The organism is Actinoplanes regularis, from assembly GCF_900188005.1.
Classification (GTDB): Bacteria; Actinomycetota; Actinomycetes; order Mycobacteriales; family Micromonosporaceae; genus Actinoplanes; species Actinoplanes regularis.
Window position 1 is genome coordinate 813,499 of sequence record NZ_FZNR01000002.1, and the last position, 15,623, is coordinate 829,121.

General features: G+C 72.7%; 11 protein-coding genes. 3 read left to right on the plus strand and 8 right to left on the minus strand.

Features of this window, described 5'->3' with window-relative positions; translation table 11 throughout:
* Nucleotides 1–46: 46 nt before the first annotated feature.
* A complete protein-coding gene (locus CHC09_RS08775; RefSeq protein ID WP_089292663.1) occupies nucleotides 47–3,127 on the plus strand; it encodes an ATP-binding protein in 3,081 nt (1,026 codons plus the stop codon).
* Here the strand turns inward: CHC09_RS08775 and CHC09_RS08780 are convergent.
* The 5 genes from CHC09_RS08780 to mptB form a co-directional block, all read right to left on the minus strand.
* Complete coding sequence (locus CHC09_RS08780; RefSeq protein WP_089292662.1) at nucleotides 3,053–3,805, minus strand: ABC transporter permease; 753 nt, start codon at nucleotides 3,803–3,805, stop codon at nucleotides 3,053–3,055. The genes CHC09_RS08775 and CHC09_RS08780 overlap by 75 nt on opposite strands.
* 82 nt (nucleotides 3,806–3,887) lie before the next feature.
* Nucleotides 3,888–4,829 carry an ATP-binding cassette domain-containing protein gene (locus CHC09_RS08785; protein WP_089292457.1) on the minus strand — a complete coding sequence of 314 codons (942 nt, stop codon included), beginning with the start codon at nucleotides 4,827–4,829 and terminating at the stop codon, nucleotides 3,888–3,890.
* A gap of 71 nt (nucleotides 4,830–4,900) precedes the next feature.
* Entirely contained in the window at nucleotides 4,901–7,024 is a 2,124-nt protein-coding gene (locus CHC09_RS08790; RefSeq protein WP_089292458.1) for an esterase-like activity of phytase family protein, read from the minus strand.
* Between the two features lie 9 nt (nucleotides 7,025–7,033).
* Entirely contained in the window at nucleotides 7,034–8,179 is a 1,146-nt protein-coding gene (locus CHC09_RS08795; protein WP_239138142.1) for a glycosyltransferase 87 family protein, read from the minus strand.
* Nucleotides 8,118–9,512, minus strand: coding sequence for a polyprenol phosphomannose-dependent alpha 1,6 mannosyltransferase MptB (gene mptB, locus CHC09_RS08800; protein ID WP_089292460.1), 1,395 nt, complete (start codon nucleotides 9,510–9,512; stop codon nucleotides 8,118–8,120). The genes CHC09_RS08795 and mptB overlap by 62 nt, the downstream gene beginning before the upstream one ends.
* 58 nt (nucleotides 9,513–9,570) lie before the next feature.
* On the opposite strand from mptB, the gene CHC09_RS08805 reads away from it, so the two are divergent.
* A complete protein-coding gene (locus tag CHC09_RS08805) occupies nucleotides 9,571–11,130 on the plus strand; it encodes a hypothetical protein (RefSeq protein WP_089292461.1) in 1,560 nt (519 codons plus the stop codon).
* On the opposite strand, the gene CHC09_RS08810 is transcribed toward CHC09_RS08805, so the two are convergent.
* Nucleotides 11,127–11,327 carry a hypothetical protein gene (locus tag CHC09_RS08810; RefSeq protein ID WP_089292462.1) on the minus strand — a complete coding sequence of 67 codons (201 nt, stop codon included), beginning with the start codon at nucleotides 11,325–11,327 and terminating at the stop codon, nucleotides 11,127–11,129. The genes CHC09_RS08805 and CHC09_RS08810 overlap by 4 nt on opposite strands.
* Before the next feature lie 84 nt (nucleotides 11,328–11,411).
* Between CHC09_RS08810 and CHC09_RS08815 the strand changes: the two genes are divergently transcribed.
* Complete coding sequence (locus CHC09_RS08815) at nucleotides 11,412–11,843, plus strand: MarR family winged helix-turn-helix transcriptional regulator (RefSeq protein WP_239138141.1); 432 nt, start codon at nucleotides 11,412–11,414, stop codon at nucleotides 11,841–11,843.
* Here the strand turns inward: CHC09_RS08815 and CHC09_RS08820 are convergent.
* Nucleotides 11,838–14,825 (minus strand): bifunctional [glutamine synthetase] adenylyltransferase/[glutamine synthetase]-adenylyl-L-tyrosine phosphorylase, encoded by a 2,988-nt coding sequence (locus tag CHC09_RS08820; RefSeq protein ID WP_089292464.1) that lies wholly within the window; start codon nucleotides 14,823–14,825, stop codon nucleotides 11,838–11,840. The genes CHC09_RS08815 and CHC09_RS08820 overlap by 6 nt on opposite strands.
* A gap of 1 nt (nucleotide 14,826) precedes the next feature.
* Complete coding sequence (locus CHC09_RS08825; protein WP_089292465.1) at nucleotides 14,827–15,597, minus strand: type 1 glutamine amidotransferase; 771 nt, start codon at nucleotides 15,595–15,597, stop codon at nucleotides 14,827–14,829.
* Between the last annotated feature and the right edge of the window lie 26 nt (nucleotides 15,598–15,623).

A 15,623-nucleotide genomic window follows, 5' to 3' on the forward strand; every position in this document is an offset into this window, starting at 1 on the left:
CCGGTCGCCGCGCCACGCGGTTGTGCGGCCGGGCAGAATCGGTTCCGTGGAGATCGCGGTGCTGGGGCCGTTGGAGCTGCGCGCCGGCACCGGGGAGGTCGTGCCGATCGCGGGCGCTCGGCTGCGTACCCTCCTGATCCTGCTCGCCCTGGATGCCGGCCGTAACGTCTCCGCGGACCGGTTGATCGAGGGGGTCTGGGGTGAGGCGCCACCGGCGGCGGCGCCGAACGCGCTGCAAGCGCTGGTCTCCCGTCTGCGCCGCGCCGCCCCGGACCTGCGGATCGAGGCCACGCCGACCGGCTATCGACTCGCGATCGATCCAGCGAAGGTGGACGTACACCGATTTCAGCGAAGCGAGCCCGGCGAGGCCCTGAAGCTCTGGCGAGGCGATCCCGAGTTCCCGGAGGTCGCCGCGGCCGAAGCCGTCCGGCTGCACCAGCTGCACTTCAGCGCCCAGAAGGCCTGGCTCGCCACCGAGCTGACCCACCGTGACGTAACCCCCGACCTGGAGGCCCTCGTCGCCGCCCACCCGCTGGACGAGCCCCTGGTCGCCCTCCTGATCAAGGCCCTGCGGAGGAACGGAAGCCCGGGGCGCGCCCTCGACGTCTTCGAGCGGGCCCGTCGCCGCCTCGCCGATCAGCTCGGCGCCGACCCCTCCGCAGAGCTGGCACAACTCCACCTCGAGCTGTTGCGGGAGCAGCCCGCGCCGCAACGGGGGAACCTTCCCGCCGAGTTGAGCAGCTTCGTCGGCCGGGAGGCCGACGTCCGCGCGGTCCGCGCCCTGATCGGCACGCATCGCCTGGTCACCCTGACCGGTCCGGGCGGCAGCGGGAAGACGCGGCTGTCGGTCGAGGTCGGCGCCCGGCTGCCGGGTGGGGTGTGGCGTGCCGAGCTTGCTCCGGTACGGGACGCGGCCGAGATCCCGCAGGCCATTCTGACCGCGCTGGACCTGCGCGAACAGGTGCTCCTGGGCGTCCGGCGGGATCCGCTGGAGCGGCTGCGGGACGCGGTGGCCGGCCGCGAACTGCTGCTCATCCTCGACAACTGCGAGCATCTGATCGAGGCGGCCGCCGAGGTCGCCGATCTGCTGTTGCGGGCCGCGCCCGGTCTCCGGCTGCTGGCCACCAGCCGGGAGCCGCTCGGCATCCCGGGTGAGGGCCTCTACCCGGTCGAACCGCTCGCGCTGCCGCCGGCGGATGCGGACACGGCAGCCGCGGCCGGCTTCCCGGCGGTCCGGTTGCTGCTGGACCGGGCGACCAGCTTCACCCTGACCGACGCGAACGTGGCGCCCGTGGTGCGGATCTGCCGCGCGCTGGACGGTATGCCGCTCGCCATCGAGCTGGCCGCGGCCCGGCTGCGCACCCTGCCGGCCACTGTCCTCGCCGGCCGGCTGGCCGACCGGTTCCGCCTGCTCACCGGCGGGAACCGGACCGCGCTGCCGCGACACCAGACGCTGCGCGCGGTGGTCGACTGGAGCTGGGATCTGCTGTCCGAAGCGGAGCGACGGCTGTGGCGACGGCTGGCCGCTTTCCCGGGTGGCGCCGACATCGCCGCGGTGGAGCAGGTCTGCGAGGCCGACCTGGACCTGCTCGGGGCGCTGGTGGACAAGTCGCTGCTGGTCCTGGGCACGGACGGGCGGTATCGGATGCTGGAGACGATTCGGGAGTACGGCCTGGAGCGGCTCACCGAGGCCGGCGAGTTCGAGCCGTTGCGCCGGTCGATCGCCGCCCACCTGCTCGCCCTGGCGCGCGAGGCGGAGCCGCACCTGCGCCGGGCCGAGCAGCTGACGTGGATGGCCCGGCTGCGCGAGGAGCACGACAACCTGCACGCCTCGCTGCGGGCCGCGCTCGCCGCCGGGGACCGGGTGACCGCGATCGCGCTGGTCGCGAACCTGGGCTGGTACTGGTGGCTGTGCGGGCACCGGACCGAGGGCGCGGCGCTCTGCACCGAGGCACTGGCCCTGGACGGACCGGCGGACCGGCGGGAGCTGGCGCTCGCCTGCACCCTCGCGGCGCTCAACGGCGTCGAGGGCCCGATGGAGTTCACCCAGGTGAAGGCGTTCTTCGATCGGGCCGTCGAGCTCGCCGTGCCGGACCACGACGGGCATCCGGGGCTGCGGATGGTGGGCCTGGTCGCGGCGCTCTACGGCACCCGGCAGGACGATGCGCTGCGGGCCGCGGAGCGGATCGCCGACGATCCGGACCCGTGGCTGCGGGCCGTCGTCAAGATGATGATCGGGCAGGTGCGGCTGAACTTCGGTGAGCCGGCCGAGGTCGCCGAGCGGGACCTGCGGGCGGCGCTGGGCGAGTTCCGGGTGGTCGGCGACCGGTGGGGCATCGGGTTCACGCTGAGCGCGCTGGCCGACCTGACCGCGGCGCGCGGCGATCTCGCCCAGGCGGTGGGCTGGCAGCGGGAGGCGATCGACCTGCTCAAGGAGGTCGGGATCCGGGAGGAGGTGCCCCAGATGTGCGCCAAGCTGGCGCACCAGCTGTGGCTGGCCGGTGAGCCGGACGAGGCCCGGCGGACGATCGAGGAGGCCCGGCGGTACGCCCTCGACCTGGGCATCCCGGAGATCATGGCGTCGGTGCACCACGCCTACGCCACCATCGCCCGGGCGGAGGGCCGGCTGGACGAGGCCCGGGAGCAGGTGGACCGGACCGCGGCGCTGATCGCGGACTCGACGCTGGCGCCGCAGTTCCGGGCGATGACGCAGAGCACCCGGGGGCTGATCGAGGCGGCGGCCGGGGACTTCGCCGCGGCCCGGGCGCACCACGAGGCGGCGCTGCGGATCGCGGTGGTCACCCGGGACTCGCCGGTGATCGCACAGGTGCTGGCCGGCTGGGCGGATCTCGCGCTGCGCGAGGGTGACCCGGAGCGGGCCGCGTTCCTGCTGGGTGCGGCCGACTCGGTGCGGGGGTCGGTCGATCGTACGATCGATGAGGCGGTGATCGTGGCGCGCGAAGCCCGCGCCGCACTCGGCGACGCGGGCTTCGAAGCGGCCTTCGGTCGTGGCGACGGGATCACCATGACCACCGCCCTGGCGGCGGCCGGGTTAGACCCGGCGGCGGAAGGCGCGCACCGAGAGCGGGGCGAAGACGAGCAGCAGCCCGGCGGCCCAGAGCAGTGAGTGCAGGACCGGCCCGGCCACCGGTCCGCCGGTGAGCAGGCCGCGGACCGCGTCGGCGAGCACGCTGGTCGGGTTGACCTTGACGAACGCCTGCAGCCAGCCGGGCATGGTCGCGGGCTGCACGAAGGCGCTGCTCGCGAACGTCAGCGGGAAGATCAGGACGAAGCCGAAGATCTGCACCTTGTCCGGCTCGTCGACCAGCATCGCGACCAGCACCGAGATCCAAGAGGCGGCCACCGCGAAGACGAGCAGCAGCACGAACGCGGCGAGCGCCTGGAGCGGGCCGGTGCCGATCCGGAAGCCGAGCAGCGCGCCGACGGCCAGCAGCAGGACGACCGCCCACGCCTGTTTGATCACGTCGGCCACGATCCGGCCGGCGAGCGGGGCGAAGCGGGCGATCGGCAGGGAGCGCAGCCGGTCGAAGACGCCCTTGTTGATGTCGGTGTTCAGGCCGACGCCGGTGTTCATGGTGGCGAACAGCAGGTTCTGCACGATGATCCCGGGCAGGGCGAAGGCCAGGTATTCGCGGGGTGAGCCGGCCATCTGGCCACCGAAGACGTACGTGAAGAGCAGCAGGAACATGATCGGCTGGATGCTGAAGTCCATCAGCTCCATCGGGTTGTGCTTGATCTGCACCAACGTCCGCCAGGCCAGCGTCCCGGTGTTCCGAATCGCCATGGTGCTCACGCCGCCACCTCCGCTTCGCTCCGGCGTCGGCGTGAGCTGTTCACTGTGCTGACCGATTCGCTCGCAAGCTCGCTCATGCCGCCACTCCCGTCAGTCCTAGGAAGACCTCGTCCAGGCTCGGGCTGCGCAGGGCCATCTCGGCGACTGTCAGGCCGGCCTCGTCGAGCCGCCGGACCAGGGCGGTCAGCGCGCCCGGGTCGGTGACCGGTGCGACCACGGTGTCGCCGCGCACGTCCACCGCGCCGGCGGCGACCTGGCGGACCTCGGCGACCAGCTTCTCGAGATCCTCGGGAAGCTGGGCGCGAACGGTCACGGTCTGCGCGCCGGTGCGGGCCTTGAGCTGCTCGGGAGTGCCGGTGGCGATCACCCGGCCGTGGTCGATCACCACGATCTCGTCGGCCAACTGGTCGGCCTCGTCCAGGTACTGCGTGGTGAGCAGCACGCTCACCCCGTCGGCGACCAGGCCCCGGACGATGTCCCAGACCTCGTTGCGACTGCGCGGGTCCAGGCCGGTGGTGGGCTCGTCCAGGTAGAGCAGGCGGGGGTCGCCGACCAGGCTGGCGGCCAGGTCGAGGCGGCGCCGCATGCCGCCGGAATACTTGCCGGCCGCGCGGTCGGCGGCGTCCAGCAGATCGAATCGGGTCAGCAGTTCTCGCGCGCGCGCTTTCGCGGCGGCCCGGGAGAACCCGAGCAGCCGGCCGATCATGATCAGGTTCTCGGCGCCGGTGAGTTGCTCGTCGACCGAGGCGTACTGGCCGGTCAGACCGATCAGCTTGCGGACCTCGTGGGCCTGCCGGACCACGTCGAAGCCGCCGACCGTGGCGTGCCCGGCGTCCGGGCGGATCAGGGTGGCGAGGACGCGGACCGCGGTGGTCTTCCCGGCCCCGTTCGGCCCGAGCAGTCCGAGCACCGTGCCGGGGCGGACCGCCAGATCCACCCCGGCCAGCGCCGTGGTGTCGCCGTAGCGTTTCACCAGGCCCTCGGCGTAGATCGCGTTGGTGGTGTCATTTCCCATGCGGACACCGTGCGCGGGGGCGCTGACAGGGCGCTGACACGCTCGTCACGAACGCGTCAGCGCCCGTCAGATCAGAGCAGCCGGCCCAGGTCCAGGAAGACCGTCTCGCCGGTGGCGTCGTCGATCGCGTCGTTGTCGGTCACCGCGTACGTGCGACCGTTGCCGGCGACCGCGAGGCCCTCGAGCTTGTCCTGCACCCAGCCGTTGTCCGCCCTGAGCGCCGGCAGCACGTCCTTGACCAGCCGCTTGGTCACGGTCGGGGTGCCGGTCCAGCTCTTCGGGACGTCGAACGTGTAGATCCTCTTGATCGACGCCTGGGTGCCGCGCTGGTTGTCCCGCTCGATCACCGCGAACGTGTCCGCGTCGACGGCGACCAGTTCGGAGAGGCCGCTCCAGCCGACCGGTGCGAGGTCGGCCGGGTAGAGCAGCCAGGACCAGGTGCCGGTGACCGTGTCGTACCGGCCGATCCGGTTCGTGTTCGCAGGGTCTCCCTTGATCGCGCGCTGGACGGCGACCCACACGCTCGTGCCGACCTCGGCGACGCCCTCGAGCCCGTTCGTGGTGACGGCGGCGGCCACGTCGGCGGAGAGCGGGATCTCCTCCTGCACCGCACCGGCGGCGTTCAGCCGTACCAGTAGGTTGGGTTTCTTGGTGGAGGATCCTTCGACGGCCAGCCAGTAACCGCCGGTCTTGCGGGCCACCAGGCCCTCGGCGTCGTAACCGATCGGCTCGCCGTTCTTGGTGACGGTCAGTTGGGAGTCGATGACGCCGTTCGTCGACAGGCCGAGGATCCGGGTCGGCGAGTAGGCGGAATCGGTCACCGAGACGAGCCGGTCACGCCGGCCGGGCACCGCGGAGAGCGCCGACAGCGTGCCGAACGGGAGGTCCCGCACCGAGTGGAGCTGTGTGTTCCGGGCGGCGCCGAAGCCGTAGACCTGCACCGTGCCGCGGATGCCGATCGACGCGTCGTCTTCTTCGGAGGAGACCACGATCAGGCCGCGGGACGGCACCGCGACGACGCCCTCGGGCGCGTTGGTTGTGGGCAGGAGCTGCTTGAACCTGGGATTCCTGGAATCGGTGACGTCGTAGACGGCGGTGAAGTTGCCCCGCTCGGAGTTGACGAAGACGTACGGCACCCCGCCCATCCGCGCGAACGTCACGTTCTCCGGCTCGATGCCCTTGGCGTCCGACCGCTTGTCCGGGTACTGCCCGTACTCGACGGCGAGGTGCTCGAGCGTGTTGCCGGCGTCCCAGACGACCCTGCCGGTCCGGGCCGAGAAGATCGACCAGCCGCGCGAGCCGCCCTCGTAGTCGCCCTCGTTCGCGGTCGCGAACAGGTCGTCGGTGATCCAGGTGACGCCGTCCGGCTCCCGCTTCGCGGTGATCGAGCCGGTGAGCTCGATCCGGTCGTCGTCGAGGGTGTCGACGCCGGTCACGGTGACCGTGCCGGCGCTGAAGTGCCTGATCACCCGGCCGGTGCGCAGCGAGACGACCGCGAGGTGGTTGTTCTCCTGCAGCGAGACGACCGCCTCGTCCCGGGAGTTGACGCTGACGTACTCGGGCTCCGGGTCGCTCGGCGCGATCGCGGCCAGGCCGGTCAGGTCGACCCGGCCGACCTTCCAGGTCCTCGTGTCGATCACGGCGAGGTAGCCGGCCGGCAACTGCGGGATCTGCCCGTCGTTGACGTCCTCGTCCCGCTCGTTCTCGACGGCGATCGCGATGTAGCGGCCGCTCGGCGCGACGGCGACCGAGTCAGGCTGCCCGCCCAGGTCCAGCTCACGGAGCACGGCCCGGGTCCGGGAATCGATCACGACCAGCTTGCCGGACGGGTCGGCATAGGACTCGCTGGTGTTCACCCCGGCCAGCAGCAGCCGGCCCAGGTGCGCCACCGAGGTCGGCTCGCCGCCGACCGCGAGCGTGCCCGCCGCGACGGGACGGGCGGGATCGGTGATGTCGACGAACCCGAGGCGCTCGCCCGGACTGTCGGTGTAGACGACCGTCCGGCCGTCCTCGGTGACCGTGGAGATCTCAGCCGCCGCGTTGTCATCTATCGATGAGTTCAGATATACCGGGAAGGTGGAGAGCCGGTGGAACGATCCGGAGCGACCATGGGCGGCCGCTCCGGTGGGCGCGCCGGCAAACGCGGCCAGAACCAGGACGGATACGACCGCCGAGGTGGTACGGCGTAGGGACATGCAGCCTGACTACGCCATGATCTTGTCCGGTTCATGGACGGGAGTCGAAATCCGGGTACCGACCGGTGTCCAGATCAGCAGAGCCAGGCCGAACAGGACATAAATATTGCTGCCGAGCATCGCCAGCGGCGGGTACGGACGGTTCTCGTAGATCCAGGTGAGATGCGAGGTCATCAGGACGTAGGCGGCGGCCGCGAGGTAGGCCGGCCGTCGGCTCGGCCCGTTCCAGCCCGCCTCCACACAGCGGATCAGCGCCGGGATCAGCCAGACGCAGTGATGGATCCAGGTGACCGGGCTGATCAGGCAGCCCAGCACGCCGGTCAGCGCCAGCCCGCCGACCACGTCCTGCGGCGACCGCGACACCCGCACGCCCCACCACACCAGGGTGGCCAGCACGCAGACCACCCACAGCTTGGACTCCACCACGTCGAACGGCAGCCGGGCGAGCATGCCCCGCTCCGACTGGTTGGAGAGGAACCAGAGCGAGCCGACCCGGTTGGTGTCCCAGAGCGCCGAGGTCCAGAACTCCCGGGACTGGTCCGGGAAGAGCGCCCCGGCCAGCACCGTCGCCCCGGCCGTCGCGCCGATCGCCGTGCCCGCCGCCCGCCACCGCCGGGTGACCAGCAGGTACAGGATGAAGACGCCGGGGGTCAGCTTGACCGCGGTGGCCAGCCCGATCCCCACCCCGCCCCACCACCGGCCGCGCGCCACACCGAACAGCAGGTCCGCGGCGACCACGGCGAGCAGCAGGGTGTTCACCTGACCGAAGCTGAGCGTCTCGCGGACCGGTTCGAAGGCCATCGCGACGCAGAACGCGACCCCGAAGGTCAACCACAGCGGCTGCTTCAGGCCGCGCAGCAGCGGCCCGGCCAGCCACCAGATCAACAGGCCGACGGTGACCAACGTGCCGATCGAGGCGAGCACCACCACCATCGGGAACGGCAGGACCGACATCGGCGACATGACCAGGCCGGCGAACGGCGGATAGGTGAAGCCGTACGGGGTGCCCGGCCGCAGCCAGTCGTAGACCATCCCGCCGTCGCGGAACCAGTACTGGACCGCGCCGAAGTAGACCTTGGAGTCGAAGAACCGGTTACGGTTCCAGGAGACGAGGATCAGCGCCACCGCGCACAGCACGGAGATGGTCAACGTCACGATTCGCTTCATGCAGCACTTTCCACGCTAGAAAACCGACGAACACGGTCATCCCGACTGCGCCCTGCGCCTTGGTGGCGAGGGCCAGGTTGTATCCGTCGGGCAAGCAGAGGGCGGCGGCCACCGCGCACGGTACGGCCAGCCATCGGGTCTCGGGCCGCAGCGTCGCGGCCAGGACGGCCAGCGGCCAGATCGCGTACCACGGGTGGAACACCGGGGCGAGCAGCACCGTCGCGGCCAGCGCCAGCCCGGCGTGCAGCAGCGGATCGCCACCACGCCAGGCCCGCCGGAACAGCCAGGCCAGCACGCCGGCCAGCGCGATGATCCCGAGCACCCGGGTCACCGCGACCGCGTGTGGCACCCCACACAGTTCCAGGGTCATCCCGATCGCGGTCGGCGGCGAGGTCCACTGCACCGAGACGCCGCTCTCCGCCAGCGCGCCGACCCAGCCGAGGCCCAGCCCGGAGCCGAGCGAGACCACCGCGAGGGCGCCCACCGCTCCCCCGGCCAGTTCCAGTCCGGCCCGCCACCACGCTCTGGGGATCAGGAAGATCGCGAACGGCAGTGCGACGACGGCGGTGATCTTCACCCCCATCGCGAGCCCGAACAGCACGCCGGCCGGCCAGGCCCGGCCGCTCGCGGCCACCGCCAGGCCGCCCACCAGCAGCGCCACCATCACCGCGTCATTGTGCGTGCCGGAGACCAGATGGGTCAGGACGAGTGGGCAGGCCAACACCAGCCAGAGCGCGCGTTCCACCGGCACGCCGCACCGGCGGGCCAGCGACGGCAGGCAGGCGCCGATCGCCGCGACGCCGAGAACGGCGATCAGGCGGAGCATGGCGACGGTGCCGGTGAGCGAGCCGCCTAGCTTCGCCGCGACCGCGGCGAGGACCAGGAAGACCGGGCCGTACGGCGCGGGGGCGGCACGCCAGGTGGGCGCGACGGCGTCGGCCCACGGACACCCCAGAAGATCGACCCCTCCGGCGTACGGATCGAGCCCGGCCGCCTGCTGCCAACCCTGACACGCGTACGAGTAGGCGTCGTAGCTGCCCAGCGGCAGGAACGGGAGCAGCGGCAACGCCCACAGCCCGGCGGTCACCCAGACCCACCGCGCCGACGGCACCGCCCGCCGACCGGCCAGCCACGCGCCGATCAGCAGTCCCGTGCCGAAAAGCCAGAGCAGCGGCAGTGCCAGCCCGTTGTGCCCGGCGAGAATAGTGCGCGGCGTCACCGTGGGTTCCCACGGCTGGTGGGCGCCGCCCAGGTACGCGGCACCCGCCAGTAGGGCACTACCTGCGAGCCCCGTGTATCGGACGAGGGACGGACGGGGCATGGCGACGACCCTACCGTGACGCGCTGCAACGTCCGGGGCACCCGGTACTGTCGGCGGGATGTGGGCACGGCACCGGGTGGAGTGGGTCGTCGCGCTCTTCGCCGCGGCACTCGGCGGCGTCTATCTGGCCGCGCCCTGGATGGGCTCGGACCTGGCCGCCCAGGTGGCACGGGCCGGATTCTTCGCCGAGCACGGATGGACCCCGATCGACCTGCGGTGGTACGCGGGTGTCGACCAGTTCGGGTACAGCCTGGTGTCGCAGCCGGTGATGGCGCTGCTCGGGGTGCGGGTCACCGGCGTGGTCGCGCTGGTCGCCGGGGCGGTGCTGCTGGCCGCCCTGTTCCGCCGCACGGGTGCCACGCGGCTCTGGCTCGCCGCCCCGCTCGGGGTGGTGGGGCTCGCCGGGAACCTGGTCAGCGGGCGGGTGACGTACGGCCTCGGGGTCTGTATCGCCCTCGCCGCCCTCCTCGCCCTGACGTTCCTCCCCCGCCGGTCCGCGGCGGTCGCCGCCGCCCTTCTCGCCGCCCTGGCGTCCGCGACGAGCCCGGTCGTCGGCCTCTTCCTCGGCCTCGCCGGCGCCGCCCTCCTCCTCTCCGGCCCGCGCCGGGATTGGCCCCGGGGTGGTGCGGCGCGGGGGTTGCTCGTGGCGGGGCCGGCGGCCCTGCTGATCGGGCTGAACGCGCTGCTCTTCGGCGACGGCGGATGGATGAACATCAGCCGGACCGACACCCTGCACGCGGTGGTGACCGGGCTGGTCGTCGCGGCGCTGGTGCCGGTACGACCGATTCGGATCGGCGCCCTGCTCTCCTCGGCGGGCGTGCTCGCGGCCGCCCTGATCCACACGCCGGTGGGCCTGAACGCCACACGGCTGGCGGTGATGTTCGCCCTGCCGGTGCTCGCGGCGTACCTCAGGATTCCGGTTCGCGCCGGAAAGGCGCCCCTCACCCTCGGAGTCCTGATCTTCGTCGCCTGGTGGCAGCCGCCGGTGGTCTCCGCCGACCTGCGGGACATCGGGAACCCGACCGCCGACCCGGGTTACTTCCGGCCGCTGACCACGTTCCTGGCCACGCGCGGGCTGACCGGGAGGGTGGAGATCCCGCCGACCAGGGACTACTGGGAGGCAGCGCTGATGGGTGACGTCCCGCTCGCCCGCGGCTGGCTCCGGCAGGCCGATATCGATCGCAACCCGCTCTTCTTCACCACGGTTCCCGGCGCTGCCGGCACCGGTGTCGCGCTCACCGCGGACAGCTATCGCGAGTGGCTGGCCGAGCAGGCGGTCCAGTTCGTCGCGGTGCCCGACGCCGAACTCTCCTGGCCGGGGCGGGCGGAGGTGGAACTGGTCACGGCCGGTCTCCCGTACCTCGAATTGGTCTGGACCGGCCCGCACTGGCGCCTGTACGCCGTCGCCGACCCGCGGCCGATCGTCGCCGCACCGGCGACGCTGATCCGGCAGACCGCCGCCGCGATCACCTGGACCGCCCCCGCCGCGGGCGAGGTCCGCGTGCGGGTCCGCTGGTACCGCTGGCTGACCGCCTCCGGCGGCGCCACGGTCCATCGCGACGGCGACTGGACGATCGTCCGGGTCCCCGGGCCGGGCCGATACACCCTGTCCAGCTAGGAAGCGCGCTTGCGGGCCCGCTGTTCGCGGGTGAACCGCTTGCGGCGCTCCAGGTCCGCCTTCCACCCCTCGCGGGCGAACTCGTCGCAGCCCTGAACGGCTCCCTTGGTCTGCGCCGGGCCGATCAGGGTGCGGAACCACATGTCGTTGAAGGTCTCGTGGAACCAGGCGGCGAACCGGTCCAGCAACTTCGCCACGGCGCTCTCCTCCTTAGTTGGCGGGCCAATAGTTTGTGCCCCAACTATTGTTAGGATAGCCGGGCGACCCGAGGAGTGCGACTAGTGCGTGATCAGAATCCCCTGGCCCTGGAGCAGCAGGTCTGCTTCGCCCTGTCGGTCGCGGCCCGCAGCGTCGTGGCGATCTACCGACCGCTGCTCGAGCCGATGGGCCTGACCCACCCGCAATACCTGGTGATGCTCGCCCTCTGGGGTGAGTCACCCCTCACCCAGCGCCGCCTCAGCGAGCTGCTGGCACTCGACCCGGGCACGCTGTCCCCGCTGCTCAAGCGGCTGGAGGCGATCGGTTACCTGCGCCGCGAGCGGGACCCCGCCGACGAGCGCAGCCTGGCGATCACGCTGACCGACAGCGGCCGGGAGCTGCGCGCCGAGGCCCTCAAGATCCCGCCGGCCGTGGTGGCCCGACTCGGCCTGCCGATCGAGGACCTGCAGCGACTGCACGGCGCGCTCACCCAGGTGATCGCCGCCGCGTCATGAGAAGATCCGCTCCATCGCGGCCCGCGACCGGCGGGTGATCCGCAGGTAGCGGTCGACGAACTCGCCCGGGTCACCGCCGCCGAGCAGCAGCACCGTGCCGGCCAGCTCCACCCCGTGCCGCGGCAGCTGGTCGGTGGGCCGGCCGCGGACCAGGGTGAGCGCGTTGCGGACCTGCGCGGCCAGCGTCCAGCCGGCCTTCATCGCCTCCGCGTCGGCCGCACCCACCAGGCCGCCGTCCCGCTCGGCGTCCAGCGCCTCCAGGGTGTGGGTGCAGCGCAGTCCGGGCAGCTCGTGCGCGTGCCGCAGCTGCGTCAGCTGGACCGCCCACTCGACGTCGGCCAGACCGCCCCGGCCCAGCTTGGTGTGCGTGTTCGGGTCGGCGCCGCGGGGCAGCCGTTCCGTCTCCACCCGGGCCTTGATCCGGCGGATCTCCACCACCTGCTCCCGGGTCAGGCCGCCCTGCGGGTAACGCTTGGTGTCGGCGAGCGCCTCGAAGGCCCGGCCCAGCTCGGGGTCGCCGCAGACGAAACGGGCCCGCAGCAGCGCCTGCGCCTCCCACACCTTCGACCAGCGGTCGTAGTACTGCTGGTAGGCCGAGAGGCTGCGGACCAGCGGGCCCTGCCGGCCCTCGGGGCGCAGGTCGGCGTCGACGCCGAGCGGCGGGTCCGGGGCGGGCGCGTTGAGCAGCCGGCGCACCTCCTCGGCGATGGCGTGCGCGGCCGGCCCGGCCTGCTCGTCCGAGCCCTCGTAGACGAAGAGCACGTCGGCGTCGGAGGGGTAGCTCATCTCGTACCCGCCGAGACGGCCCATCCCGATGATCGCGAAGCGCAGCCCGGCCGGTCCCGGTTTGGCCCGGCGGGCGATGAGCAGCGCGGCGTTCAGCGTGGCGTCGGTGACGGCGGAGAGCGCCGCCCCGAGCTCGTGCACGTCGATCGGGTGGGCCGGGGCCAGGTCACCGCCCTGGCTCAGGATGTCCGCGCAGGCCAGGCGGAACAGCTCGCGGCGGCGCAGGGCGCGGACCGCGGCGATCGCCTTGACCGGATCGTCGGCGTGCCGCTCGGCCGCCGCGGCGAACCCGTCCCGCAGCTTCTCGGTGGAGCGGGGCCGCAGCTCCGGGTCATCGGCGAGCAGCCGCAGCGCCTCCGGATCACGAGTGAGCAGATCGGTGGCGTACCGGGAGAGGCTGATCACCCGGGCCAGCCGCCGGGCGACCGGGCCGCCGTCGCGCAGCAGCCGCAGGTACCACGGGGTGCTGCCGAGCTTGTCCGAGACGTGCCGGTAGTTGAGCAGGCCACGGTCCGGTTCCGGGGCATCGGCGAACTCCTGCAGCAGCATCGGCAGCAGGGTTCGCTGGATCGCCGAGGTCCGGGTCACGCCGCCGGTCAGCGCCTCCAGATGCCGCAGCGCGCCGGCCGGGTCGGCGAAGCCGAGGATCTCCAGCCGCTTGCGGGCCGAGGCCGGGGTCATCCGCAGCGCCTCGGCCGGCACCCGCGCCACCGCCTCCAGCAGCGGCTGATAGAGCAGCTTGACGTGCAGGCGGCGGACGTTGGCGGCGTGCCCGACCCAGTCCGCGCGGAACGCCTCGACGGCGTCCTGGCCGGGCAGGGCGGTGTAGCCGAGGGCTGCGGCCAGCCAGCGCAGGCCGGCCGGATCGTCCGGGACGGTGTGCGTACGCCGCAGCTGTTGCAGTTGCAGCCGGTGCTCGACGGCGCGGAGGAACCGGTACCCCCGCAGCAGCGTCTCGCCGTCCTGCCGGCCGACGTATCCCCCGGCGACCAGGGCGCGCAGCGCCGGCAGGGTCCCCGGCAGCCGCAGCGTCTCGTCCACCCGGCCGTGCACCAGTTGCAGCAACTGCACCGCGAACTCGATGTCGCGCAGGCCGCCCGGACCGCGCTTGATCTCCCGGGCCAGCTCCTTGGCCGGCACGTTCTCGATGATCCGGCGGCGCATGTCGCGGACGTCCGCGACCGCCTCGGGCCGCTCGGCGGCGTGCCAGACCAGCGGCGCCAGGTCGGCCAGCCACTGCAGGGCCAGCACCTGGTCACCGGCCGCCGGGCGGGCCTTGAGCAGCGCCTGGAACTCCCAGGTGCGCGCCCAGCGGCGGTAGTAGGCCTGGTGGCTGGCGAGGGTGCGGACCAGCGGGCCGCGGCTGCCCTCCGGCCGCAGCGCGGCGTCCACCGGCCAGGCCACCTGGCCGCAGATCTCCATCAGCCGGGCCGCGATCGTGGTGCCGGCCTGCAGATCCTCGTCTCCGGCGGCCACGAAGATCACGTCGACGTCGGAGACGTAGTTCAGCTCGTTACCGCCGCACTTGCCCATCGCGACCACCGCGAGGCGCGGCTCGGGCGTGCCGTCCGGCAGGCCGGCCAGCGCGATCCCGTACGCCGCGGCGAGCGTCTCGTCGGCGAGCCGGGAGAGGGCGGCCATGGTGGGTTCCAGGCCCCGGCCGCCGGTCAGGTCCGCGGCGGCGATCCGCAGGAGCGCGATCCGGTACGCCTGGCGCAGCGCCGGCACGGTCGGCGCCTCCAGCTCCAGGTGGCCCTCCGGGTCGGGCGGCAGCCCGCTCTCGGTGGTGGCCAGGGTCCGCCACTCCTGCTCGTTGGCGACCAGGTGATCGCCGAGGGTGGACGAGGCGCCGAGCACCGCGACCAGCCGGCGGCGCAGCCCGTGGTCCCGGTAGAGCTCGTCGATCAGCTCCTTGGTGGCCGCGTTCGCGATGATCTCGCCGGTCGGACCGGTCGGGCGGCCGCCGTTGGCCCGCTCGGCGGCCCGGGAGACCGCGTCGACCAGGCGGTGGAACTGGCGCAGCGCCAGGTTCGGATCGGCGGACCGGGAGAGGGCGTGGATCAGGTCGGCCGCCTCGCTGCTGATCGGGCCCTGCCCGCTGTCCCAGAGCCGCAGCCCCCGGTCGCCGAGCAGGTCGGCGGCGTTCGCCCCGTTGTCGGCGAAGCCGTAGCGGGCCAGCCGGGTCGGGCGGGTCATCTCACTGCCCCAGCAACGGCAGGGTCCTGGGCGTTTCCGCGTCCGGGAGGTTGCCCAGGGCGAGCGCGGCGAACCGGGCCGCGAACGGCTGCCAGACCTCCTCGACGTCCGGCAGGATCTCGGCGACGGCCAGCACCACCGCCTCCGGGTCGAAGCCGAGCTCTTCCAGTTCGGCGGCGCCGTCACGGGTCCAGTCGGCGATCATCTCGGCGTCGCACTCGATGTGGAACTGCAGGCCCCAGGCCCGGTCGCCGATCCGGAACGCCTGGTGCGGGAAGCGGCTGGACGCGGCGAGCAGGGTCGCGTTCAGCGGCAGCTCGGTGATCTCGTCGCGGTGCCACTGGATCACATCGGGCAGCAGCGGCACCCACTTGAACAGCGGGTCGCTGTCGGCCGCGTCGCGCTTGCCGACCAGCCCCGGGCCGATCTCCGAGCCGGACGGGCTGCGCTCCACCAGGCCGCCGTGTGCGCTGGCCAGCAGCTGCCCACCGAGGCAGACGCCGAGGGTGGGCACCCGGTACCGGACCGCCTTGCGGAGCAGCGCCTCGCACGCCGGGAACCACGGCGCGCCGGGGGCGCCGGCTGCGTCCGGGTACGCGCTCTGGTCACCGCCGAGCACGATCAGCGCGGAGAAGCCGTCCAGGGTCTCGGGCAGCTCGTCACCCGCGTACGGCCGGAGCACGGTGACCCCGAGCCCCGCCTCGGTGATCCACTCCCCGAGTCGCCGGAGGTCGTCGGTCGGATCGTTCTCGATGACAAGCGCTGTGCTCACGTGTCGAGGCTATCGGTTCCCTCCGC